This is a genomic window from Mangrovibacillus cuniculi, assembly GCF_015482585.1.
Taxonomy (GTDB): Bacteria; Bacillota; Bacilli; order Bacillales; family R1DC41; genus Mangrovibacillus; species Mangrovibacillus cuniculi.
In genome coordinates, this window is the sequence record NZ_CP049742.1 from 1,206,060 (window position 1) to 1,231,226 (window position 25,167).

Here is a 25,167-nt window from a genome sequence, read left to right on the forward strand (position 1 = left end):
TTAGAAAGGTATCTAAAAATGCAGACTTCTTACCCATGTTCCGTTATAATCAAATAGTTATCTTTAGCATCAATGCAAAAAGATTTTGGAGGTTTTTATGCTTTTCCTTTCATTTTTAAAACCGTTAATTGTTAACTACACAATCATGTTTTCACTAGCATTTAACCTAAATTTACTAGCTCCTTTTAAAGACAACAAAGAAAAGTTAACAAAACGTCAATTCCTTGTGTATAGTTTGGGATTTTCTTTTACTGGGGTACTTTGTATGTTGTATCCTATTGAATCTTTAGGAGAAACCAATTTCGATCTAAGAATGGTGTTAATATTAGTAGGTGCGATCTATTTTGGTCTTATACCTAGCTTTATCATTTTTTTAATTATATCTATAGGAAGAATCATAATAGGGGGCGAATTTGTTTTTCTTGGATTACTAATAAATTTTACGGCATTTGTTGTACCTCATATGTTCAAACGTTTTTTTAATCCTTTTGAAAAACAGTTTTTAATTAGATGTATAGCCTTTTACTTTGTCTATTTCATTATCACAAATATATTAGTTTACAACATGGTACCATTTGTTCAAATGTCTTTCTTGCTTACATATAACACAGCATTTTTTGCGACCTATCTTGCACTATTGTTTCTCTTAGAAAAACTAAAAGATGTAAATAGACAAGTCGAGGAAGCAACATATTTACAAAACGTACATACTATTGGTCAAATGGCTGCAGCATTTGCACATGAAATTAGAAACCCTATTACAACTGTTAGAGGTTTTATTCAGTATTTAAGTACAGAAAATCATCACAAAGATTTATCTAAGTTTTCCCCTCTAATTTTAGAGGAATTAGATCGAACAAACCAAGTCATAACTGATTATTTACAATTAGCTAAACCTAGAAAACCTATTATAGATTCCTTTATGGTAGATCGAATTGTAAAAGATACTATTTCTATGGTTGCACCGTCTGCAACGTTTCAAGGAATCCGGTTCGAACAAGAACTTTCTCCGCATTTATTTATGAAAGCTGATGGTCAACACGTAAAACAATGCCTGTTAAATATTTTACTTAACAGTGTCGAAGCATCTCCTCCTAACAGTGTGATAAACGTCAGTAGTGGAATTTGTTCCAAAAAGCTATTTGCATTTATTTCTGTTACGGATTATGGAGTTGGAATGACCACTGAGGAATTAGAGAAAGTTGGAATCCTCCATTACACTACCAAAACAACAGGAACTGGAATTGGATCTATGGTAGTGAACAGGTTATTACGTGAAATGAATGGTTCTGTGAAATATGAAAGTGTAAAAAATGAGTTTACAAAAGTAACCATGTTCTTACCACTTCATCAAGATTGAATAATTTTCCTATTTGTGTGTAAGGCTAAACTCGGAGGTGTTTAGCTTGTACAAAAAAGAAAAAGATAGCGTTGATTTACCGATTACGAATTTACACGCCAGTCCTAACGAACAACTATTTCTTCTAACTTCTTTGACAGAAGAGTCAATGAAATCTTTTTATCCTGGAGATGAAGAAAATGTTGATCCGCGTTTAAGATGATAATAAAAAAGACAAAGTCATTTCTGCTTTGTCTTTTTATTATTTGTTATGTAATCATTTTGTAAAGCAACTTTTGCATGATGTAAGTTGCGATACATAGTCTATTTTAGTAGTCTAATAGAATAACGATAGAATACTTTATATGCGAGGTAATGAATGAAAAAAACACTATCCACCATTGGCACTGTTTTGCTTTTTTGTTTTATTCTTTTTCTATTCCTTTTTGGTGATAGATTAGTAGATGTGGGATCGACGGAAGGTATTGGTCAGTCATATCTAAATGTGAACACTATATTCGTAGGAATTGTACTAGAAGCCTTACCATTTATCCTAATAGGTGTGTTTGCGTCTAGTTTAATTCAAGTTTTCGTAAAGGAGGAATGGTTGGTAAGGGTAATACCAAAAAAACCAATACTCTCTATAATACCTGCCATTATAGTTGGAGCCCTTTTACCAATTTGTGAATGTGCAATTGTTCCAGTCGTTAGACGTTTACTATCAAAAGGAATGCCTGTATATGTAGCAATGGTACTATTTGTTTCCGCTCCAGTATTAAATCCAATTGTTTTTGCCTCCACTTTCTACTCATTTCAAGGAGTACCCGAAGTGTATTGGGGACGAATGATACTAGCAGCAATTGTTGCGTTAGTTATTGGTTACTATTTCGTCATGAAGAATTTCACCTCTGTTTTAAAAACGGATGCCGTTCTTGTCTCACACAACCATCAAGCAAAAGGGTTTAAAAACAAAACAAATGAAATCCTACAACATATGAGTGATGAATTCTTTGATGTTGGAAAGTTTCTTTTGTTAGGAGCTTTTATCGCTGCATCATTCCAAGCTTTCTTCCCAAGAGATCTTCTTGAATCGGTTGGACAATCTACTATTGCATCACCAATAGTAATGATGATCCTAGCATACATATTATCTTTATGTTCGGAAGCTGATGCTTTTGTTGCTGCAAGCTTTGCAAATTCATTTTCTATTCCGGCTATTTTAGCATTTTTAGTTTACGGACCTATGATTGACTTAAAAAACACATTACTAATGCTTGCTTACTTCAAAAAAGGATTTGTCCTTCGTTTTATCAGTGTGGTTACTGTTAGTGTTTTTGTCATCATAATGCTATTCACTATTTGGTTAGGGGTGACTTCATGAATCATCGATTAATTCGAGCGATTGTCCTAATTGGATACACGTTATTAGTGTTTAAATTAATTCTTACGCAATCAATCCAATTATTTATCTCTCCTAAAATGATGCCTTTTATCTATACTGGTTTAGTTTTGCTAGTAATCATCTCATTGCACCAATTGTTTCAAAAAGAAGAACATGAACACCATGGAGATGCATGCGGGTGTCACCATCCTCCACCTAAGAAAGTATCTCACTCTATCGCACTTTATGCGGCTTTTCTGTTACCGCTAACGACTGGGTTCCTATTTACAGATCATGTGCTAGGTAGTGAAACAGCCTCTAAAAAAGGCGTTAATTTTGGTGGTTCTGGGATGAGCTTATCTGTATCAGATTCAGCAAATGACTCTTCTTCTGAGCCAAATGAAGGGACTTCGAGAGCAGAATCTTATTTAGAAGATCCAGAGGCATATTTAAATTCATTAGAGCAGCAATATGATCAAAATCCTCTATTGAATGAACGTCCAAAGTCAGAAGAAGAATTTGCTTCAGCATATACAGAACACGCTGAAACAATCAAGAACACAGAAGGTACGTTTAATATAACAGATGATAATTTCGTTCGCTCTTTACAAGCCATCGATACACACTTAGGGGAATTAAAAGATAAAGAGATTGAGTTAACTGGATTTGTCTATCGCGAAGAAGGGTTTAATGATAATCAATTGGTTGTATCTCGATTCGCCATAGGATGTTGTGTAGCTGACGCAGTTGTGTACGGGATTATGATTGAACATCCTGATGCCGCTTCCTTAAAATCAGACGAATGGGTGAAAATTAAAGGAAACATTCAATCTGTTCAGTATGGTGAGTCAATCATTCCACTAATAAAAGATACGGTTATGGAGAAAGTAGACAAACCATCTTCTCCTTACGTTTTTGAGGATTTCCTTATTCTTTCTAATTAACTAAGCGATAAAGAAAAGGAGGACAATATGAAGTATTTACTAGTGTGGATCGCATTGGTTTGTTACAGCTTTTTCTTTGCTCCAGGTGAGGAAAAAGACCTTGTATTACAATCACTATTCAATGGAAACTGGGCAAATGTTGATCCTTTCGTTCTAATGATTTTCTCCTTTTTAGGTTTGTTTCCAATGATATTTTTGTTTATCCTTTACCAAGAAAATTCTACTAGGTTACCTAAGTGGCCATTCGCTTTTGGTGCATTCTTTTTAGGCGCATTTTCACTTTTACCTTACTTTTTCTTGAAAGATAGATTTTCCGAGAAACATTCAGGGAAACAAACAGTATGGCCAAGAAATACACTACTCCTTACATTGTTGTTACTGTTGTTCTTCTTAATCTTAGTTAGTGGAATTGGAGGAAGTTTGTCCCGCTATCAAGAAGCATTTATGCAATCCAAGCTAGTAAGTGTCATGACGATAGACTTCTTGGTATTAGTTTGGCTAAGTGCAGACAGACTCCTTACGAGAAAAGCTTCTTTTTGTATAACGCCTTACCTATCATTTATCCCTGTTGTTGGACCGATTGTTGTATTACTTTCTACAAAAAAGGATGTTAAGTAGAATAACCTACTTAACATCCTTTTCTTTTAAACACGTACAGTATTATCGATAGAATGCACTTCATCTATAAAACGCAGAAGTTCTGCTTCTTCCCCATCGTCAAACCAACTTACAATCTTGGAACCAACCACTACTCCGTCAACTACTTTTGACATGTCTTCTACTTGTTTTGAAGTAGAAATACCGAAACCAGCTAGAACTGGTACAGGTGATAGCTTATTTACTCGTTCTAGATTTTTCACTACATCTGAGGAGAAATCTCTTTTTACACCAGTTGTTCCAGCCACTGTTACTGCATATAAGAATCCATGTGAATTCTTTGCAAGCATATCTACACGTTCATTAGAGCTAGTAATAGTGACAAGTTGAATGATTCCAATTCCCTTTGTTTGAAGAATAGGAGATATAATAGGCTGTTCTTCATAAGGTAGATCAGGAATAATCACTGCTTGGATGTTCGCTTCTGCACATTTTTGCGCAAACTTTTCTAAGCCTAACTGAAAAATTGGATTTACATAGCTCATAATAACCAAAGGAACGGTTAAACGATTCTTTTCTTCTATTAATTTATCTAAAACCTTGGTTAATGTGGTTCCCTTCTCTAACGCTCTAATCCCTGCACGTTCAATTGTTGGGCCATCTGCTACCGGGTCGGAGAATGGAATACCTATTTCAATAGCCGTAACTCCAGCTTCTTGTAACAATACGATTCTTCTTATCGTTTCCTCTAATCCACCGTCTCCAGCCATAATATATGGAACCAAAACAGGTTTATTTCTTTCCACACGTTCCTTAATCTTTTTCTCTAGAAAACTCATCATGCATTCTCCTTCCCATAAGAGCGTATGGTTTCCATATCTTTATCACCACGACCAGACAAACAAATCACTAGTGATTGATTGTAGGACATGTCGCTTGCTAACTGTTTAGCAAATGCAATCGCATGAGCACTCTCAATTGCAGGAATAATCCCTTCCACTTTCGCTAATTCTGCTACGGCAGCCATCGCTTCATCATCTGTAATAGAAACATAACTTACACGGCCAATTTCGTGCAGATAACTATGTTCCGGTCCAATTCCAGGGTAATCTAAGCCTGCTGAAACACTATGTGCTTCTTGGATTTGACCATGTTCATCTTGCAGCACATGCATCATTGCACCATGTAATATACCGATAGTTCCTTTTGTTAATGTGGCAGCATGTTTATCAGTATTCGTTCCTTTACCAGCAGCTTCCACTCCAAAAAGAGAAACTTCTTTATCTTCAACGAATGGGTGGAACATGCCGATTGCATTGGAACCACCGCCAATACAAGCAACTACAGCATCGGGAAGACAATCAAAACGTTCAATAAATTGCCTGCGAGTTTCCTTCCCTATCACACGTTGAAAATCTCTTACAATTGTAGGGAATGGGTGCGGACCTAGGGCGGAACCGATAATATAATGTGTATCCACAATATTTGTCACCCAATACCTCATGGCTTCATTCACAGCATCTTTTAATGTGGAACTACCTGATTCGACAGGAACTACTTTCGCACCAAGCAGTTCCATACGAAACACATTTAACGCTTGGCGTCTAACATCTTCCGCTCCCATGAAAACAATACATTCCATTCCAAACAAGGCACATACAGTGGCAGTTGCAACACCATGTTGACCCGCACCAGTCTCCGCAACGATCTTGTTTTTCCCCATGCGTTTAGCTAATAAAGCTTGACCAAGAGCGTTGTTAATCTTATGGGCTCCTGTATGGTTTAAGTCTTCGCGCTTTAAGTAAATATTAGGACCACCATATTGCTTCGTTAGTCTCTCTGCAAAAAATAATGGTGTTTCTCTTCCTACAAAATCTTTTAAATAGCTATCTAATTCTTCTTGGAAAGAAGGATCTAATTTTGCCTCTTCATAAGAATCTTCTAATTCACGAAGTGCGGCCATGATGGTTTCCGGAACATATTGTCCACCATACATACCAAATTTTCCTGTAAATTGCTTGTTCTCTACTGTGCTCATCTCATCATCTCACCTTTCCAATTCTTTATTAAGGCTTCTACTAAACTCTTCTCTTTTGCACTGATTCCTTCCACTCCACTGGATACATCGATATGATGAATCCAGCCAATAGACGATAGGTCCCCCACATTAGAAGGGTTAATACCTCCAGCTACAAACGTGTCAGTTCTTTTTTCTATTGGAATACGGTTTAACCACGACCAATCAAATGCGGATCCTGTACCTCCGTATGCATCATTCGTTCGGTGGTCAACTAATAAATAAGCAGCATCTTTATATTGGTTTAACAATTCAAAGTCCGCTTCCTTTCGGATCCCTATTGCTTTGATGACTGGTACAACAGCTTTCTTTATATCTTCGTTGGTTTCTTCCCCGTGAAGTTGGATAAAGTCTAACCCTGCATCAATAGCTATTTTATTTACATTTTCCATTTCTTCGTTGACAAAGACTCCTACTTTTTTTTGATAAGGGGATAAAAGACGCCCCATCTTTCTTGCTTGTTCGGTAGTTACTTGTCTTTTAGATTTCGCAAAAACAAATCCTATTAGGTCTACTGGTAAATCTTTTAGAAATACCGCTTCTTCTTCTTTTGTGATACCACAAATTTTTATCATACACGTAACTCTTTTCTCACTGAGAACTCTTCTTTTAGAGTTGCTACTGAGTCTGTCTTCATGAATGCTTCTCCCACAAGGAGACCATCCACTCCTGCTTTTGCTACCAATTCTACATCACTTCTAGTGAATATCCCTGACTCTGAAATGACAAGAGCACCTGAATACTTGACTGCATCTACTAATTCCAAAGTAGTTGTTAAAGAAACTTCAAATGTATGCAAATTACGATTATTGATACCTACTAACGGGAAGGAGAGATCTTTAATTTTTTCCCATTCATCTTCGTTGTGAATCTCTACTAAAGTATCTAATCCATATTTGTCTGCAACGTTCTTTAATTGAACTAATTCCTCTTTCTCTAAAATAGCTGCAATTAATAAAATACAGGACGCTCCATGTAAAGCTGCCATTTTAATTTGAATAGGATCAATTATAAAATCCTTACACAGAAGAGGGGTAGCAACTTTATCACTTACAGCATCTAGTATTGGAAACCCTCCTTGAAAAAACGCCTCATCCGTCAATACCGAAATACAAGTTACCTGTGACGCTTCATACGCTTCAGCTATTTTAAGAGGTGCAAAGTTTTCTGAAAGGACTCCTTTTGATGGAGAAGCTTTCTTTATTTCCGCTATGATAGCTAAGTCAGATGATTTCTTGATTGCAGCAATAAATGATGCCCTTTTAACGTTAGGTACTTCTAAATCCTCATACTTTTCTTTCCATTCAGGGATACGTTTCGCTTTGTCTTCTACGATCTTCGTTAAAATAGTCATACGTTACCTCCTTGCATTTCGCGTAATACCTTTAGTGCGGCACCTGAAGAGATGCTTTGTATCGCTCTACCCATGGCAGTTTTTAGTGTAGATTCTATCCCTGATGCAAAAATAGCCAAACAAGCATTTAAAATAACCACGTCATAAATCGGTCCCTTTTCTCCTTCGAAAAGTTTCACCATCGTCTGAGCATTTTCTTCAGGGGTTCCACCCTTAATAGCAGAAAGTGGAGAAATTTCTAATCCAACGTCATTTGGATGAAGAATAAAGGATTCTAATCCATTTTCCGTTATTCTAATACCTTTTGTTTCACCAGATAAAGAAGCTTCATCTAAACCTTGATCACCTGTTAAGACGATACCTTTTTTCCCTTGCTCTAAAAGTACTTGAGCAATCATCTCTTGATCTTGTTCTCTGTAACAACCAATAATCTGTGTTTTTACAGAAAAAGGATTGGTTAGTGGACCAAGACAATTAAAGATAGTTGGCTTACCAAACGCCTTTCTAGCAATGGCTAATGGCTTTAAAGCTGGATATACATGCTGAGCAGATAAGAAAGTTATATTGTTGCGTTGTAGAGATTCTTCATGCTCTTTTAAATCTTGTGAAAATGGTATTTTTAATGCTTCTAAGACATCCACACTTCCTGAAGAAGACGTTAGTTTTCGATTCCCATGTTTTGCTACTGGTAACCCAGCACCAGCAACCACGAATGATGCTGCAGTACTTATATTAAACGTGTGATGTTTATCTCCCCCTGTTCCACACATATCAACAAGGGTGGAGGATTCAAATGTTGGTGAGTAAATTGCATGATTTTTTATTGTCTGTACCATTTCGCCAACTTCTTCGGGAGTGAATGAATGTTTTTCTACTTCCTTTAAATACAAAAGTATCTCTTCTTCGGTTTTTTCTCCCAACAAAACCTGTTCCAATTCTTTCGCATACGTAGAGGTCATGTGTAGTAATTCTTTTGTCATGTCATACACACTCCTTTACAGGAACTAGAGACATAAAGCTAGCGACAATCTCTTTTCCTTCTTTAGTTCCAATAGACTCTGGATGGAATTGAAGACCAACTAAACGTGCATCTTTATGTTGAACAGCCATGATGTGTCCGTCATCCATAGAAGTGGCAAGCAAATCGAACTCTTCTGGAATCATTTCCTTGTTAGCAACTAAGGAGTGATATCTCATTACTTTTAATGGATTTGATAAGTAAGAGAATATGCCTTTTCCAGTATGCATAATCATGGATGTTTTCCCGTGCTTAATAGCATTTGTCTTCTCTACCATTCCACCGAATTCTTCCATAATTAGTTGATGACCTAAACATATACCCATGATTGGTGTTTGACGATAAAACTCTCGTACAATTCGTTTGGAATTTGGTACATCACTCGGTTTACCAGGACCTGGTGAAAGGACAATTGCACTAGGGTTCAATTTCTTTATATCTTCTAATGTGATTTCATCATGCCGAACCACTTTCACTTCGCCATATTGCTTGAACATGTTGGCCACGTTAAAAGTAAACGAATCATAGTGATCAATAAGTAAGATCATACAAGCACCCCCACAATGGATTTAGCTTTATGAACTGTTTCCTCATATTCCGCCTCAGGCTCTGAATCAAAAACTATTCCAGCACCAGCTTGAACAAATGCTTTGTTATCTTGAATTCTCATCATCCTTATGGCAAGGGCAAAATCAAAATTGTAATTGGATGAGATGTATCCTATCCCTCCACTATAAACGGCTCTTTTAACAGGTTCAGCTTCATTAATTAATTGCATTGCACGAATTTTCGGTGCTCCTGATACTGTACCAGCTGGCAAACACGCCGTAATAGGAGAAAGTTCATGAACATCGTTTCGCAATTTACCTGTTACCTCTGAAACGAGATGCATCACATGTTCATACTTCACCACTTTTTGGTAATTCGTTACAGTAACAGAACCAGCTTCACATAACATATTTAAATCATTTCTACCTAAATCAACCAACATATCATGTTCTGCTAACTCTTTTTCATTTCTCACTAACTCTTTCTCAAGAGCTTGGTCCTCATCAGGTGTTTTTCCTCTCTTTCTAGTCCCAGCAATCGGATTAGTTAACACTTCCATTTCTTGCTTTTTAATATAGCATTCCGGAGAAGCGCCTAAAATTTGCTGATCAGGAAAGTCTAGGTAAAACATATAAGGAGAAGGATTTTTCTTTCTTAATTTTCTATATAATTCAAATGGATTCCCTTCAAACGGTGCTTCAAATCGTTGAGAAAGCACAGCTTGAAATATATCGCCTTCTAGAATGTGTTGCTTTAACGTTTTTACTTCCTTAATGAATTGATCTTTTTTTACGGAAGAGGAAAACTCACCCAGCGATACGTAACTGTCTAAATAATTGGAAGCGGGCTGTTGTAAATCCTGTAAAATCTCGTCTAATCTTATCTGCAGAGCATTATCTGTTTCATTTTCTCTTTGTGTTACTACTACATAAACGGATTGCTTGAGATGGTCAAAGATGACAATCTCGTCCATATAGTAAAAGGATACATCTGCAATTTGAGAATCGTCAGTTGGATAACTTCCAATTTTTTCTCTTTCACGAATTACATCATACCCAACGTAACCAACTAAACCATCTAATAATGGAAGTTCTGAATTTACGTTTTGCTTAGGCATTATCTCAGCAATAGCCCCTGTTAAGTCATTGCTATCTAATTCTTCTACGTGATTATTTAGTAGGGAAACCTTTTGATAGGTTTGGTTTCTTTTTTCTAACATGAACGATGGATTTTGACCAATAATCGAAAATCTTCCACTATCTTCATGTTTGTTTGAACTTTCTAAAAAACACTTGTTTCTCCCATTTAACTGCAGGTATGCCGAAACGGGGGTTAATACATCTCCAGGTAACTCTCTTATTAACCTTTGCTTTTCCTTACTCATCTCATCTAATCTCCTCTCGTGTTCCGCTAAATACAAAAAGTCCCCGTTTTGCTCTATGTTACTAGAACAAAACGAGGACGAAAGCTTTCGCGGTGCCACCTCAACTTAGGTCAATTACTGACCTCACTCAAAAATCCAATAACGGTGGATGACCGATAAAAGCTACTAATCTTCGTGACGTTAACTTTTACACTCCTAAGTCCATTCCACAGAGCTCCTCTTACCGGCTCTCACCAAACCCGGTTCTCTGTAAAGACGAATCCATCTGTGTACTACTCTTAGTCATTGATTTACATTATTAAATTGATTTCAGGTAACACGGAGTTGTTACTGTTCACGTGTTTTGAAAGAAAGTTTAGGATACTCAGTTAAGAACAAGCCACATCACGTGGCTAACACTGAGTTGTTACTGTCACGTAACAAAAGAGTCCCCCATCCTCTATAAAAAGGACGGGAGACCCGCGGTACCACCTTCATTAGTAGTTAAACTACTCACTCTGTCGCGCTTTTGCGCTGTCCTTTTGATAACGAGAAGGAATAACTCGCCTAGCCCTACTACTATTTCAGACAGGTGCTCCGAAGTCCATTCACTTACATCTATCTCCAGTTTCCACCACCCACTGGCTCTCTTTACATAGATAAATAAGTTACTACTCTTCTTCATAGCAAATGTATATGCATTTAATTGTTTAAATTATTAATTTACTTTATCTTATTACAGCGTTGCCAAGATGTCAACAATAAAGTGTATCTCTTTAAAAAGCAGTAAAAGAAAAACAACATCCTATTTGAACGTTGTTTTATTTGGGAAGAGAAATTCCTTCAACACTTTGAAGACTACTACACTTACGTATAATATAAATATAGCACTTAAGGCTAAAAACCATCTTTCTAACCCAAGCCAGCCTGAATGAGTTAAATTTGATCCAAAAATAACAAATCCAATAGTAGTTCCAATAAAAAAAAGTATAAGGACAAGCCAAATTCTCAATTCCATTTTGTTTGATTTAATCATGTAATCCCTCGCAACATTTACACAATCTTTACATTTACTTTACTATACTAAATTAATTAGATGAAAGCAATTAGATTGAATTACACCTAGTTCCTACCTACCTATTATATATAAAATTTTGTTAACGTACGTAGGAATGGCGATGTCATTTGATTACTGGTAGGATTCAATTAATAACGAAACAAAACCTCAAGAGAATCTATTCTCTTGAGGTTTTTTTCATTACTTCTTAGGATGTTGTTTTTCAGCCTTCTGCTGTTGGTTAGCTTTCATCGCTTGGTTTGCTGCATTCTCTTGAGCAAATTCTGTTTCGAACGCTTGAGAGTTTTGAGCACCAGACTTAGATTGTTGGTTTTTCTTGTTCATGTTTTTCCCCTCCTTTATATGGAATCATTTTTAGTTTGTACCAATTTTTAAATTTTATTCATGAAATAAAAAAACTGCTGCTCAATGCGCAACAGTTTGTAAGGGATAAATCATGTAATCATCCTCAAATAATCACAAGAGGGGAAGGAGTAAGTGAGAATGATTTTCATAATCATTATAAGGTATCTGCTCTTACACGTCAAATAAATTTACAATTTACAAAATCTTAACGAGTTTTTTTTATAAACTATGTAAAAATTTGTCGAAATAAATTATTTTTAGTATATATATTAGAGAAATTGGACGTGATCTAGTTAATGGATATGACTACATGGAGTTTGAAGAAATGGATCGCATTCGGTTTACTTCTTGTGCTGACATTTTTTGCCTCATTATTAACCATTGAATTATTACCTGGTGTACATTTTATATTCACCACTATTATTCTTTTCATCATCTTATACTACTTTGGTGTTATCCCTGCATTAATTACCGCATTGATAAGTGGGGTACATTTATTCTATTTATGGGATTCTATTTTTGGTACACTTTCACTCTTCCTTGAAATTTTTATCGTAGGAACTTTATATACTTATATAAGGAGAAATTTAGTTTTTTGGGATATTTTATATAACTTAACGTTAGGAGCAATGATTTCATTCGTATTCTCCTTCTATTTTTTATCATACGGACCAGTTGATTCTGTTTTAATTATGTTAAAACAAACTGTGAACATGATTGTAAATATCTTATTAGCCAATTTCCTTATCATTTTAATTGAGTCTATACGGTCAAAACAAGTAAATAAACCAGTGTCTCTTTTTGAAATATTATTTACATTGTTTTCTTTGTTTTTTTTGGTACCTTTGATTGTGTTTTTAATTCACACTGGTAAAAATGAGATGAAACAAGTACAAGAAACAATGAATATGGAAATAGAATATGCCTCAAATACATCTAATCTGCAAATTACCAAATTTCAAAGTCAACACGTCACTCCATTATCTAAGCTTGCAAATTTCTTACAAGATAATAACAATAAACAGTTGGATGTCCAGAGGGAATTCATGATAGTACAGCAGTCTTTCCCTGAATTTCAACTTGTATATGCCGTAGACAGTAAGAATAAAAAGATTGCTCATCACGCTAGAAATGCATTTAAATTCTATGATACGAATGCATATCAGTTTAACTCAAATACTCAATTAGAGAGACCTGAATACATATCTAATTTATTCAACTCACAGGTTAACTCTAAAGATAGGAAGTTTATTTCGATTGCATATCCTTTCTGGCACCAAAATTTGTCAGGTAAGGTCATAGGAATAATAAAACCCGTGGAATATTTACAAATTCTCCATCAATCCACAAAAGGGACAAATGCAGAATCTGTAATTATAGACGAACTAGGTAAAGTAATAGCATCTACTACCAACCAATTTCGTACAGGAGACACATATGTAGTTTCAAAGAATACGTTACAGAAAAGTGAGATTTTCCTTACAAACCAAAGAATAAGCTCCTTACAACAACTATCTACTATTAGCTATGTAGAGGAAAAAACACTTGGTGAAAACTACCCATGGAAAGTAGCTACCATAGTTTCTATGTCGGACTACAACACACAATTATATAATACCTATATCCAACTTTTAGTCGTCGCGTTATTTAGTACGTTTCTTGCAGTTGTTCTATCGTTTTTTATTAGCAATTGGTTACAAAAAGAACTAAATAATGTTTTATTGTTAACCAACAATTTAACTGAAAACATTACCAGTAACGAAAAAATTGACTGGCCTCACTCACTTATTAAAGAAATATTCTATCTAATAGCTGCATTTAAACAATCAGAAATAAAATTAAAGAAGCTTTTTCAAGAGAATATAGCGACTAAACTAGACTTACAATATCTAGCTCATTATGATCCCTTAACAAATGTATATAACCGAAACTACATTATGAAGAATATCAATGAGTTGATAGAACATTCTCCTAATAGTGTAAATTTTAGTGTTTTATTTATTGACCTTGATCGTTTCAAAATTGTTAATGACACGGTAGGACATCGAATTGGTGACAAGTTGTTAGTAGAAGTTGCGGAAAGACTAAGAGAAATTAATGATAATAATTTGCTTATATCAAGAATTGGTGGAGATGAATTTATCGTAGTGGTACCCTCTTACGATGAAGTTGATAGTCTATCTAAAATTGCCAATGAAATTATAGAATCGTTAAATCAATCGTATCATGTTGAAGGAAATGAATTTCACCTGTCAGCGAGTATAGGGATATCTGTTTATCCTGATGATGGGAAAGATGTTCATACTCTCATAAAAAATGCAGACATAGCTATGTATGCAGCAAAAGATAATGGTAAAAACACATACGAATTTTATAACTCTTCTTACAATAGTGTTACCTCAAAAGTAGAAATGGAAAATGAATTAAGACATGCAATTGAACGAAAAGAACTTCAATTGTTCTACCAACCTAAGGTAAATATTGCGTCTGGTGAGATAGTTGGTGCTGAGGCACTAATAAGATGGATTCATCCAACTTATGGATTTGTATCCCCTGCTGATTTCATACCAATTGCAGAAGAGACTGGACTAATTATACCCATGGGTGAGTGGATCTTGGAGCAAGCATGTAAGGATTTATTTATCTGGAATACTAATCGTACAAAAAATATCAGTGTTTCAGTCAACATCTCCATGCATCAATTTTTGAATGAAAATTTACTTAAATCAGTTGAAAATGCAATTAATTTAGCAAAGATAGATCCTACATTATTGGAATTAGAAATTACAGAAAGTGTAGCTATGTTCCAACCAGAAATTGTTATTGAAAAGCTAAAAAACTTAAAAAACAAGGGTATCACTCTAGCATTAGATGACTTTGGTACTGGCTACTCTTCATTAAACTATTTAAAAATGTTACCTATCGATGTATTAAAAATTGATCAAAGTTTTATCAAAGATATGGATCATGCTGACACTACTATTGTTCGATCTCTCATTGAAATTGCCCATTCATTACATATGACCGTCGTTGCAGAAGGTGTTGAGACAAAAAGTCAATTAAACTATTTACAAGGAGTTCATTGCGATCTATTTCAAGGTTATTACTTTAGTAAAGCAATTCCCCAAGAAGAATTTCTAAAATTACTAAGAATTTTCAAATAAAAAAACGACCCAGAAGTCTGGGTCGTTTTGTAATTAAAGATTAAAGTTTAGTAACATTAGCAGCTTGTGGTCCGCGGTTACCTTCAACGATTTCAAACTCTACAGCTTGACCTTCGTCTAAAGATTTGTAGCCATCGCCATTGATTGCTGTGAAGTGAACGAATACATCGTCTTGTCCTTCAACTTCGATGAAACCGAAACCTTTTTCCGCATTGAACCATTTTACTTTACCAGAGATCATTTTTGTTTCCTCCTACATAATAAAGAAATTACCAATTTCGGATAAAAAATAAAGTAATCGCAAGTATAAGTCAGCAGGATTGACCCTGTGTTACCAAACTGGTGAAACGACTATAACATCTTACTTAATTTAATATCTGTGAAACGGTTATATATATCTTACAAGATTTTACGATTTGCGTCAAGGAAATTGTCAGTCAATAACAAAGATACCTCTTCCTCACCAAATAACTCTCTTTGCAAAAATGGCTTAGCTCCTAACATAGAAACAAACTGTTTATACTCGACAATTTGTTGTTCTGTTGCACGTTTATTTGTTTTATATGCTCGAATTAAAATATTTTTAGGGGTATGTTCTAAATCGATAAATTCTAATAGTTGTGCTTCAAATCCAATTAATTTCAACAATTCTGCTCTAATAGTATCAGTAGCAAGAGAAGAAAAACGTTCTTTCATAAGTCCATATTGAGTCATTACTTTTAGATTAGGCGCATCTAATTGTGAAAATAACTCATGCTGACAACATGGAACGCTTAAAATAACATCCGCTCCCCAATTGACAGCTTTACTAAGTGCCATATCTGTAGCCACGTCACAAGCATGTAGTGTCACAACCATGTCAATTTTAGCATCTTCCTGGTAATCGTTAATATCACCAACTAAAAACTCTAACTTTTCATAGTTTAAATCTTGAGCTATCAATTGACATTCTGTTATGACGTCTTTTTTTAAATCTAAACCTGTAACACGTATATCATATCCTTTATCGATATGTAAGTAATGGTATAGAGCAAATGTTAAATAAGACTTGCCAGAACCGAAATCTAAAATACGAATTGTTCTATCTTTAGGTAAATACTCGAGGGAGTCTTCAATAAATTCTAAGAAACGATTAATTTGCTTAAATTTATCGTATTTCTGTTTTTTTATTTTCCCATCAGCAGACTGCACCCCTAATCTTACTAAAAATGGGATTGGATCTTCATCTGATAATAAGTAATTCTTTTTTCTATTATGTTCTAAAGAAATTTCTTTTTTCTCTGTCTGGTTAGACTTACAAACAACTTTAAATTTTTTAGATATTTGTACTTGAATAGTCTCATTATCTAATTGGATGAAAGCTTGTCTATATTGTTCTAATATCTCATTTATTTTTTCAGGCAAACCATTTAGAGAGATATTTTCATGACTGATGGTCTGATCTGTTTGATACTCAAACTGAAGATAGTAAGATTCTTTAATTTGAACAGGCTTAATTTTGATTCTTTTCACTTCTGAAGACTTCATTCGTGGCTGACTAATTGTTGCTGCAACCAGTCTTTTTTGTCTCAAATCATTTAATAACCTTTCAACTAACTCAGGAAAATTCATTTCAATAGTTCCTTTCTAACCTATGTTTAATACAGCAGCTTTCTTTTCTAAATTGTCATATTGCTTGATGTCAAATTCACAAGAAGTAGCTTGATTTATTTCCCACTTTCCTTCTTCATAAGTCCATTGTCCCTTACTTGTGAATGTTGCGTTGCCAATCAACTCGACCCAAGGGTTTTCAGAAGTATGAGCCAAGCATTGAACCATGCCTTTATCCGTTATTACTGTAATTGGTGTATTTGGAACTACCTTTTTTGCTACTGTTGCAACAAATACAGTGGCTGACATCGCAGTTCCACAAGCATTCGTAAATCCTACACCTCTCTCGTATGTTCTAACAAATAATTTGTTATTTGATAAAACTCGAACAAAACTAACGTTTACCCCATCTGGAAATAATGGATTCTGTCCATTCACATATTCTGAGATTTCTTTTTGTAAATTGGAGTTAAGCTCCTCTTGATCAACAAATGTAATTAAATGAGGATTGGGTACCGCAACAGCAGAGAATAATAAGTTTTTTGATAACTTGTCAATAGGTTGTTGAATGAAAGGAGAAGGTTTGTAGTTAAAAGGTAGTGCATCATTATCAAAAACAATTGGAGAAATTTCTACCCCGTAAGTTTCTACACCTTCAGAAATATCTTCATGCTTTCGGCAAGTTAGATTTGCTTTCATAGTCTCTATTACAACGGATTCTTTTCCTAGTTCTTCACAGACATATCTAGCTACGCATCGCAGTCCATTTCCACACATAGAAGCCTCACTACCGTCCGCATTTATTACGCGGTACTTAGCGTCTGCAACAGTACTTTCTGTTACAAATAGTATACCGTCAGCTCCACCATATGAATGAGTTCTGTCGCATAACGTTAATGCAGCTTCTTTTCTTTGATTTTCATTCCATTTGATAGAATACTTTCTTTCGTCTACAATAAAGAAATCGTTTTTTGATCCATGACACTTAATATAAGGTCCGTACATCATCATCACTCCTTATCCGTAAGAATGCCATATGATGGCCTGTTACGCAACTTTACTTACTTTATAAAAGGACTGGTAGTAAATGAGAAGAGAAAGAAATCAACGTTACAAATTAGTTTTTCAAATCGATAACGTGGAGAAAGATGTCGTTTTACACCCTAACAAAGGGTATAGAATTGCTGTAATTGTGATAGTTAAATCGAAACCATCTAACGAATCCCTCCATCAAGGTGTTGTTCACGTAGACTTTAATCATACGGAAGCGTTTCCTTCTCCTGCAGATTTAGCAACTCTTCCAGGCGGAAATGTCATGAAGATGCAAGTATATGCTGAGATAAAGAAATACATTAAGCCGCAAATCCCCTACTTAATTCCGAACAATTAATAAAGGTGAAGCGATTTACGAGATCGCTCCACCTTTATAGTTAATTGACCATTTCCTCCAATGATGGATCTAACAATTGATCTGCCCAAACAGCAGATTCTTTGTAAAAAGTATTGAGATATACATTATTTATATTTTTCCTTCCGCTTAATTGATCGGAGTTGATTACATTACCTTTTTCCATCTGTTTAACAACTGATAGAACAACGTTCATTTTAGTTTGTTGCCCTTTTAAAGAATCAGTTATATCATCTTGCAATGGCAATTCTTCTAATATAGATTCCATCGGTATTCCTAAGATTACATCCATCAAGGAAAACAAACCGGTTAAGAAATAACTAGAACTTTGTCTTTCCCCATTATGTGATGCAATTAATTCGCACATTCTTCCACGCATTAAACTCATTTTCAACAGTTCGACAGAAGGTCCCGATAATTTGGACTTCTGATCTCTAACAGCCAACACATAGATCCATTTACGAACCTCAATAAATCCTAGTAAGACGATAGCTTGTTGAATAGAACTTATTTTATGTTTCGGTCGGAATGAAGGTGAATTAATTAGTTTTAAAAGTTTATAGGATAGCGATAAATCCTTTTCAATTAGAGTTGCTACAACTTTTACATCCGGAACTGTCGTAGTCAGATATTGTAATAATGGTAAGTAAGATTGAAAATAGGATGGTACGTCTCTTGATGAAACAATGAATGGTTTACTAAAGAAGTATCCTTGAAAAAGAGAATACCCATGCTTTATTGCATCCAAATAGTCATCAAGTGATTCTATCTTTTCTGCTAATAATACAATATTAAGCTTTTTTGCTAAACCTTCCACTTGTCTTCTTTCACTTAGGGTCGAATGAACAAAATCTACCTTTACATAATCTGCAGACTTTAAAAGTTTTAAGTAACGTTCATTAGTATCTTTTAGAATAAAATCATCCAAGGCAATCTTATACCCTAATCTCTTTAGCTCTTCTATAGTAGATAAGATCTCTTTACTTGGTTCTACAGACTCTAATATTTCGATTACCAAATCTCGAGGAGAAAAATAAGTAGGTAACTTTAACTTCAACAGATTTTCTGTAAAGTTAACAAAGCAAGGTAAACCATTTGAGAGCTTGTCTATACCAATATTCAAAAAACTATTGATTATCACATCAGTAGTAGCTTGATCTCCATCAATGTGAGGAAATGTATTATCCTGATTATTTCTATACAATAGTTCATATGCATATACATCTTTATTCTTATTGAATATTGGTTGTCTAGCAACAAATACCTCCAAGCCAGTCACCTCCTAATTTATGAAATGCAACTTTAGTCTTAATTATTGGATAATATTAGAATATCTAAGTTTTTACGTTTCGTAAAGTATTTAGTAGCAGATTTTCCATCGGCGATATGTTACTACGCAAAAAAAAAGACTGTTTAAAAAGTAACGAGTTACTTTTCAAACAGTCTCTACCAAATTAGTGAATGATTGCTTGCGCAACAATCGCTAATAAGAATAGGAATGATACGATATACATTGTCCTACTAACTTCCTTACCTTTCCCCTCAATCCACTTAATAATTGGATAAGCTACAAAGCCCATCGCAATTCCGTCTGCGATACTAAACGTAAACGGGATAACGAATATCATTAAAGCTGTAGGGAAGGATTCGGAAAACGACGACCAATTCACATCTTTCGCATGCGCTAACATCAGCGTACCTATGATGATTAAGATAGGTGCAATAGAAGCACTTGGAATATAGCCGATTACTGGTAAAAAGAATAAAGTTCCAAAGAAAAGTACTCCAGTAACAATTGTCGTTATACCAGTTCTTCCGCCTGATGTGATAGCAGCTGCCGTTTCTACAGTAGCTACCGTTGGAGAAGTTCCGAAGATACCAGATAGCATAGCAGATATTCCGTTTGCTTTTAAAGCAGGACGAACAATCTCAGGTCGTCCTAACATACCTGCATGGCCAACAACTAATCCAATGTTTTCAAATGTCGTAATCATAAACATGGCAAACACAGCCAACCAAAAAGCAGTCGTGAAAATGGCATCAAAAGACATAGCCATAAAAACGTCGCCAAATGAAGCAATAGAAGTCGTTTGGTCTGCAGCGTTCATTTCCACACCAAAGATGAAAGAAAATACCACTCCAGCTATAATGGTCCATAAGAATAAACCTGGCGTTTGACGAATGAATACAAAAACAGTAACAACCAAGCTAGCTAATGTAGCTAAAACAGTAGGATCTGAAAAAGATCCAATTGCTACGATACTCTGCTCTCCTCGTACAATTATCCCACCACTTTCTAATCCGATAAAAGCAAGGAACAATCCAAGACCGATTGTAATACCTGCTTTCAAACTAGAGGGAATGGATTCACTGATGATTTTCGTAGCTTTTGTAAATGTAAGGATAGTAAAAAATAATCCTGCTACAAATACAGCTGCTAACGCTTCTTGCCATGACAGTCCCATTGAATGTACTAAAGTGTACGTAAACAGTGCATTAATTCCCATTCCAGGAACAATAATGATCGGACTGTTAGACATGATTCCCATCATAATACAACTCACACCTGAAGTGACAATTGTCGCCATTACTGCTGCATCGAGAGGCATTCCTGCGTCCGATAATATAAGTGCATTTACAATAACAATGTAAACAATGGTGAAATATCCAATGAGACCAGCAAGGATCTCTCGTTTCATTGTAGTGTCATGCGCTTCTAAAGAGAAAAATTTATTCATCCTCTTTCCTTCTTTTGTTGTAATAGCCCTCTCCCTACCCGCTTCTTACACATTTGTAGAAGCCACGGAATGTATTGTATCAAACAGACGGAAGAAAAGAAAGGTCGATTACTGGAAACGCTAACTTTTCTTACGCTATAAAAAGTGCTTAGGACAAAGCCCAAAATGACTGCACAGGGATTTCCGCTGCAGGGGGACGCTTTCCACGGGGCGCCCGTCGAGCCTCCTCGTCGCTGAAAAACGCTCCTGTGGGGTCTCGACGAACCGCTATATTCCCGTAGGAGTCGCCCCCTTCCGCTCCAATCCCAAATATTAATATTGATAAAGCACTAGATCTGCAGTAATGAAGACTAGAATAATCAATTACGATTAACGCAAAAAAAAAAAGGTACATTAAAAATGAATGTACCTTTTCTAGTTATGTCTCAGCCTCTATTACTAATTTATCCTAATTGTTTTAATACATTACCCATTTCAATTGCACTAACAGCTGCTTCCCAACCTTTGTTTCCTGCTTTTGTTCCTGCTCTCTCAATGGCTTGTTCAATAGTGTCCGTCGTTACAACACCAAAAATAACTGGTACACCACTGTTCATTCCAGCAGAGGCAACCCCTTTTGCGACCTCATTACATACATAATCATAGTGAGTTGTCGCACCGCGAATAACAGCTCCTAATGTTACAACAGCGTCATACTTTCCGGAATCAGCTAGTTTTTTCGCTACTAATGGAATTTCAAAGGCACCTGGTACCCATACAACTGTTACATTTTCTTCCTCTACTCCGTGACGTTTAAATGCATCTTCAGCACCGCCTAATAATTTTCCGGTGATAAATTCATTAAATCTTCCTACTACAATCGCCACATTTAAACCAGTACCTACTAAATGACCTTCTACAATTTTCTTCATTTCTATCTCTCCCTTAATGTTGTAGTAAATGACCTAGCTTAGATTTTTTTGTTTCCATATACTGTTGATTCGCTTCTTTTGAAGGCATTATGATAGGAACACGCTCTACTATTTCTAATCCATGTCCTTTTAGCCCTGTAATCTTACGAGGATTATTAGTCAGTAACTTCATTTTGCGCACTCCTAGCTCATATAACATCTGCGCACCCATTCCGTAATCCCTTAAATCATCTTTAAACCCTAATGATTCGTTTGCTTGAACCGTATCAAGACCCTGTTCTTGAAGTTTATAAGCTTTTAACTTATTAATAAGTCCAATTCCTCTACCTTCTTGGCGAAGATAAAGCAATACACCTTTTTCCGATTCTTCAATTTGTTTAATAGCAGCATGGAGTTGTGGCCCACAATCACAGCGTTGGCTAAAGAAGACATCACCTGTTAAACACTCTGAATGAACTCGAACAAGAGGAGTGTCACCTTCTTGTATATCACCTTTTACTAATGCAACATGTTCTTTTCCATCTAATTCGCTAGTAAATCCAACCATCTTAAAATTACCAAAGTCAGTAGGCAATTGAATCGTTTCTTCTTTTGTTACCCATGTTTCATGTTTACGACGATATTCTATTAAATCTTGAATGGTAATCAACTTATATCCTTTTTCAACAGCTAATTTTTGTAAGTCTGGTAGGCGAGCCATCGTTCCATCTTCATTCATAATTTCACAAATAATGCCTCCAGGTTTAAAACCTGATAAACGCGCTAAGTCGACAGCAGCTTCTGTATGACCAGCTCTTCGAATGACGCCACCTTCTCTTGCAACTAGAGGGAAGATATGTCCTGGTCGTTTAAGTTGAATTGGTTTTGTATCTTCTGCCACTAATGACTGAATCGTAAATGAACGCTCGAATGCGCTTATTCCTGTGGTAGAATTCTCGTGATCGACACTAATTGTAAAGGCTGTACCATGAGGGTCTGTATTATTGGTCGTCATTGGTACTAGGTCTAATTCTTTTGCTCTTTGTTCCGTGATAGGAGCGCAAATTAACCCTCTACCTTCTTTGGCCATCGTGTTAATCATTTCAGGAGTAGCTAGTTCAGCAATTCCTACAAAGTCTCCTTCATTTTCACGGTCTTCATCATCAACTACGATAATCATTTTTCCTTGTTTTAAATCAGCCAATGCATCTTCAATAGTCGAAAACATCTAAACACCTCTTTAGTATCCATTATTTTGGAGAAAATCCATTGTAATGCCTGATTTCTCTGGCGTGCTTCGTTGTTTTTTTTCTAGCATTTGTTGAATGTATTTCGCCATCATGTCACATTCAATATTTACTTCTTCTCCTACTTTTTTCTTTGCAGTTATGATTTCATCTTGCGTATGAGGGATCAAGGAGATCGTAAACGAATCATCTGTTAATCCAAAGATGGTTAGACTCGTTCCATCCACACAAACAGAACCTTTCATGATCATCCAATCAGTCAGATGACTTGGTACTTGTATGTCAACTTGAAGTGCATTATCTCGAGTTTGTCTTCTAATAATCTTCCCTACTCCATCGACGTGTCCTGAAACAAAATGACCGCCAAATCTTCCGTTTGCAGCCATAGCACGTTCTAGGTTTACATAATCTCCTACTCGTAAACTTTTAACTGTTGTTGCCTTAACAGTTTCCGGCATCACATCTACAGAAAAAGAATTGTTTGTGAAATTCGTTACTGTCAAACAAATACCATTTATAGCAATACTATCTCCTAAATGGACATCGTGTAGTATTTTAGTAGCTTGAATAGTCATGGATAAAGATTCTGCACCAGGTTTAATCTGCGTAATTTTTCCCGTTTCTTCGATTATTCCAGTAAATATACGTATCAGTCCTTTCTAGTTAAGATTAGTTTGACATCTGGACCAAGTATTTTTACTTCTTTCACTTTTAATTCTATTGCTTCTTTCATCATGGTTACGTTTAAATCTGCAATCATATTATGACTGTCTTGGCCACCTATTAACTTTGGTGCTAGATAATGATGAAATTCATCAAATAAGTTCTCTTTGACAAAGGAAGATTGAACAGTTGCTCCACCTTCGACTAATAATGATAGAATATTATTGGCTGCCATTTCTTTTACTAACCATGAAAGCTCTACACGTTCCGTTTTAGATCGCCATATGGAGACGTGTTGCTCTTTCGTGAGTTCTTTCTCTTTTTCTAAACTTGCATTCGCACCACATACAATAATGGTGTCTACTACTCCATCATGTAAAACAGTGGAGTTTTTAGGTATGTTTAATTGAGTATCTAAAATAAATCGAATGGGATGAACTCCGCCGCCGGGCAAGCGACATGTAAGGGAGGGATTGTCGTGGATAACGGTTTGTAGGCCTACTAAAATTGCTTGATGGTGGTGTCTTAGAAGATGTCCATCTTCTCTAGAATCAGTTGAAGTAATCCACTTACTATCAAATGTTCTTGTTGCTGTTTTCCCATCAAGAGTGGAAGCACTCTTTAAAGTAATCCATGGTCGTTTGTTTGCCATGCGGAAAAAGAAATCTCTATTTATTCTTTGAGCTTCTTCTTCACATACTCCAACTTCTACAGAAATATTATTTCTCTTTAATATCTCGATTCCTTTTCCAGCGACAAGTGGATTAGGATCCGTAGTTGCAATAAAGACACGTTTGACATTATGGGTAACTAACGTGTCTGCACAAGGCGGAGTTTTACCAAAATGTGCGCAAGGCTCGAGTGTAACATAGACATCTGCCCCTTTGGCTAAATCTCCGGCTTGCTTAAGTGCCATCACTTCGGCATGCGGCTCTCCGGCTTTAAAATGTGCACCCATTCCTACAATTCTTCCGTCCTTTACAATGACACAGCCTACCGCAGGATTTGGTGCTGTTTGACCGTGTGTAACAGATGCCATCGCAATGGCTGCTTGCATGAAGCGTTCATGACTTGTAGACATTACATTATCACCTCCTAAGAAAAAAGCCCCTTTTCTTTAAAAGAAAGGGGGCTTATGTATGACTAAATAAACGTATCGATAACAAATGAAAATACAGAAAATAATCCTTTTCACTCTGTTAAAAAGACGCTACACCGTTTCTCTCCCATCCAGACTATACTGTCGGCTTTGGAGTTGCACCAAATCCACCGGCACGAGTCTCACTCTGTGCACGGGTCACGGACTAAGAAGTTTCCTTCATCACCGCCGGTTGGGAATTTCACCCTGCCCCGAGAAACATCTATTCGATTGACTTAATAGTATCATATTGGTAAACAGAAGAAAACAAATTAACACTCCTT

General features: G+C 35.8%; 24 protein-coding genes, 1 riboswitch and 2 other annotated features. Of the genes, 7 read left to right on the plus strand and 17 right to left on the minus strand.

Going from position 1 to position 25,167, the window contains the following annotated elements:
* Positions 1-97 precede the first annotated feature (97 nt).
* The 5 genes from G8O30_RS06110 to G8O30_RS06130 all read left to right on the plus strand — a co-directional run bounded on the left by G8O30_RS06110 (position 98) and on the right by G8O30_RS06130 (position 4,282).
* On the plus strand, positions 98-1,360 hold the full coding sequence (locus tag G8O30_RS06110) for an ATP-binding protein (protein ID WP_239674092.1): 1,263 nt from the start codon (positions 98-100) through the stop codon (positions 1,358-1,360).
* 46 nt (positions 1,361-1,406) lie between these two features.
* A complete protein-coding gene (locus tag G8O30_RS06115) occupies positions 1,407-1,562 on the plus strand; it encodes a hypothetical protein (protein WP_239674093.1) in 156 nt (51 codons plus the stop codon).
* Between the two features lie 156 nt (positions 1,563-1,718).
* Positions 1,719-2,720 (plus strand): permease, encoded by a 1,002-nt coding sequence (locus tag G8O30_RS06120; RefSeq protein WP_239674094.1) that lies wholly within the window; start codon positions 1,719-1,721, stop codon positions 2,718-2,720.
* Positions 2,717-3,664, plus strand: a complete 948-nt coding sequence (locus G8O30_RS06125; RefSeq protein ID WP_239674095.1) for a TIGR03943 family putative permease subunit — start codon at positions 2,717-2,719, stop codon at positions 3,662-3,664. The genes G8O30_RS06120 and G8O30_RS06125 overlap by 4 nt, the downstream gene beginning before the upstream one ends.
* Before the next feature lie 27 nt (positions 3,665-3,691).
* Positions 3,692-4,282 (plus strand): hypothetical protein, encoded by a 591-nt coding sequence (locus G8O30_RS06130; RefSeq protein WP_239674096.1) that lies wholly within the window; start codon positions 3,692-3,694, stop codon positions 4,280-4,282.
* A gap of 26 nt (positions 4,283-4,308) precedes the next feature.
* Here the strand turns inward: G8O30_RS06130 and trpA are convergent, their stop codons facing one another.
* From trpA to G8O30_RS06170, 8 genes are all read right to left on the minus strand, one after another.
* Positions 4,309-5,103 carry a tryptophan synthase subunit alpha gene (gene trpA, locus G8O30_RS06135; protein WP_239674097.1) on the minus strand — a complete coding sequence of 265 codons (795 nt, stop codon included), beginning with the start codon at positions 5,101-5,103 and terminating at the stop codon, positions 4,309-4,311.
* A complete protein-coding gene (gene trpB / locus G8O30_RS06140; protein WP_239674098.1) occupies positions 5,100-6,299 on the minus strand; it encodes a tryptophan synthase subunit beta in 1,200 nt (399 codons plus the stop codon). Before trpB ends, trpA begins: the two co-directional genes overlap by 4 nt.
* Positions 6,296-6,913: a phosphoribosylanthranilate isomerase gene (locus G8O30_RS06145; protein ID WP_239674099.1), complete on the minus strand. Its 618-nt coding sequence runs from the start codon at positions 6,911-6,913 to the stop codon at positions 6,296-6,298. Before G8O30_RS06145 ends, trpB begins: the two co-directional genes overlap by 4 nt.
* Positions 6,910-7,692, minus strand: coding sequence for an indole-3-glycerol phosphate synthase TrpC (trpC, locus tag G8O30_RS06150; protein WP_239674100.1), 783 nt, complete (start codon positions 7,690-7,692; stop codon positions 6,910-6,912). Before trpC ends, G8O30_RS06145 begins: the two co-directional genes overlap by 4 nt.
* Positions 7,689-8,672: an anthranilate phosphoribosyltransferase gene (gene trpD / locus G8O30_RS06155; protein WP_239674101.1), complete on the minus strand. Its 984-nt coding sequence runs from the start codon at positions 8,670-8,672 to the stop codon at positions 7,689-7,691. The genes trpC and trpD overlap by 4 nt, the downstream gene beginning before the upstream one ends.
* 1 nt (position 8,673) lies before the next feature.
* The gene (locus tag G8O30_RS06160; protein WP_239674102.1) at positions 8,674-9,258 is read right to left on the minus strand and encodes an anthranilate synthase component II; all 585 of its coding nucleotides are present in this window, start codon (positions 9,256-9,258) and stop codon (positions 8,674-8,676) included.
* Positions 9,255-10,643 carry an anthranilate synthase component I gene (gene trpE / locus G8O30_RS06165; RefSeq protein WP_239674103.1) on the minus strand — a complete coding sequence of 463 codons (1,389 nt, stop codon included), beginning with the start codon at positions 10,641-10,643 and terminating at the stop codon, positions 9,255-9,257. The genes G8O30_RS06160 and trpE overlap by 4 nt, the downstream gene beginning before the upstream one ends.
* A gap of 70 nt (positions 10,644-10,713) precedes the next feature.
* Positions 10,714-10,938, minus strand: a binding site (T-box leader).
* Between the two features lie 148 nt (positions 10,939-11,086).
* Positions 11,087-11,316: a binding site (T-box leader), on the minus strand.
* A 564-nt stretch (positions 11,317-11,880) separates the two neighbouring features.
* Positions 11,881-12,024, minus strand: coding sequence for a hypothetical protein (locus tag G8O30_RS06170; RefSeq protein ID WP_239674104.1), 144 nt, complete (start codon positions 12,022-12,024; stop codon positions 11,881-11,883).
* 317 nt (positions 12,025-12,341) lie between these two features.
* On the opposite strand from G8O30_RS06170, the gene G8O30_RS06175 reads away from it, so the two are divergent.
* The gene (locus tag G8O30_RS06175; protein WP_239674105.1) at positions 12,342-15,209 is read left to right on the plus strand and encodes a putative bifunctional diguanylate cyclase/phosphodiesterase; all 2,868 of its coding nucleotides are present in this window, start codon (positions 12,342-12,344) and stop codon (positions 15,207-15,209) included.
* 40 nt (positions 15,210-15,249) lie between these two features.
* Here G8O30_RS06175 and cspD read toward each other — a convergent pair whose 3' ends face one another.
* From cspD to dapF, 3 genes are all read right to left on the minus strand, one after another.
* Positions 15,250-15,450 carry a cold-shock protein CspD gene (cspD, locus tag G8O30_RS06180; protein WP_239674106.1) on the minus strand — a complete coding sequence of 67 codons (201 nt, stop codon included), beginning with the start codon at positions 15,448-15,450 and terminating at the stop codon, positions 15,250-15,252.
* Between the two features lie 158 nt (positions 15,451-15,608).
* The gene (locus G8O30_RS06185) at positions 15,609-16,820 is read right to left on the minus strand and encodes a class I SAM-dependent methyltransferase (RefSeq protein ID WP_239674107.1); all 1,212 of its coding nucleotides are present in this window, start codon (positions 16,818-16,820) and stop codon (positions 15,609-15,611) included.
* A 15-nt stretch (positions 16,821-16,835) separates the two neighbouring features.
* A complete protein-coding gene (gene dapF / locus G8O30_RS06190; RefSeq protein WP_239674108.1) occupies positions 16,836-17,810 on the minus strand; it encodes a diaminopimelate epimerase in 975 nt (324 codons plus the stop codon).
* A gap of 76 nt (positions 17,811-17,886) precedes the next feature.
* Here dapF and G8O30_RS06195 point away from each other — a divergent pair, with 76 nt between their 5' ends.
* Positions 17,887-18,189, plus strand: a complete 303-nt coding sequence (locus tag G8O30_RS06195) for a hypothetical protein (protein WP_239674109.1) — start codon at positions 17,887-17,889, stop codon at positions 18,187-18,189.
* Between the two features lie 40 nt (positions 18,190-18,229).
* On the opposite strand, the gene G8O30_RS06200 is transcribed toward G8O30_RS06195, so the two are convergent.
* The 6 genes from G8O30_RS06200 to ribD all read right to left on the minus strand — a co-directional run bounded on the left by G8O30_RS06200 (position 18,230) and on the right by ribD (position 24,826).
* Positions 18,230-19,477 (minus strand): EAL and HDOD domain-containing protein, encoded by a 1,248-nt coding sequence (locus G8O30_RS06200; RefSeq protein ID WP_239674110.1) that lies wholly within the window; start codon positions 19,475-19,477, stop codon positions 18,230-18,232.
* Positions 19,478-19,661: 184 nt separating this feature from the next.
* Positions 19,662-20,945: an NCS2 family permease gene (locus G8O30_RS06205; protein WP_239674111.1), complete on the minus strand. Its 1,284-nt coding sequence runs from the start codon at positions 20,943-20,945 to the stop codon at positions 19,662-19,664.
* A 443-nt stretch (positions 20,946-21,388) separates the two neighbouring features.
* On the minus strand, positions 21,389-21,856 hold the full coding sequence (gene ribH, locus G8O30_RS06210) for a 6,7-dimethyl-8-ribityllumazine synthase (protein WP_239674112.1): 468 nt from the start codon (positions 21,854-21,856) through the stop codon (positions 21,389-21,391).
* 13 nt (positions 21,857-21,869) lie between these two features.
* Positions 21,870-23,063, minus strand: coding sequence for a bifunctional 3,4-dihydroxy-2-butanone-4-phosphate synthase/GTP cyclohydrolase II (locus tag G8O30_RS06215; protein ID WP_239674113.1), 1,194 nt, complete (start codon positions 23,061-23,063; stop codon positions 21,870-21,872).
* Positions 23,064-23,075: 12 nt separating this feature from the next.
* Positions 23,076-23,726, minus strand: coding sequence for a riboflavin synthase (ribE, locus tag G8O30_RS06220; protein ID WP_239674505.1), 651 nt, complete (start codon positions 23,724-23,726; stop codon positions 23,076-23,078).
* 5 nt (positions 23,727-23,731) lie between these two features.
* On the minus strand, positions 23,732-24,826 hold the full coding sequence (gene ribD / locus G8O30_RS06225; RefSeq protein ID WP_239674114.1) for a bifunctional diaminohydroxyphosphoribosylaminopyrimidine deaminase/5-amino-6-(5-phosphoribosylamino)uracil reductase RibD: 1,095 nt from the start codon (positions 24,824-24,826) through the stop codon (positions 23,732-23,734).
* A 133-nt stretch (positions 24,827-24,959) separates the two neighbouring features.
* Positions 24,960-25,107: riboswitch (FMN riboswitch) on the minus strand.
* Positions 25,108-25,167: the final 60 nt, after the last annotated feature.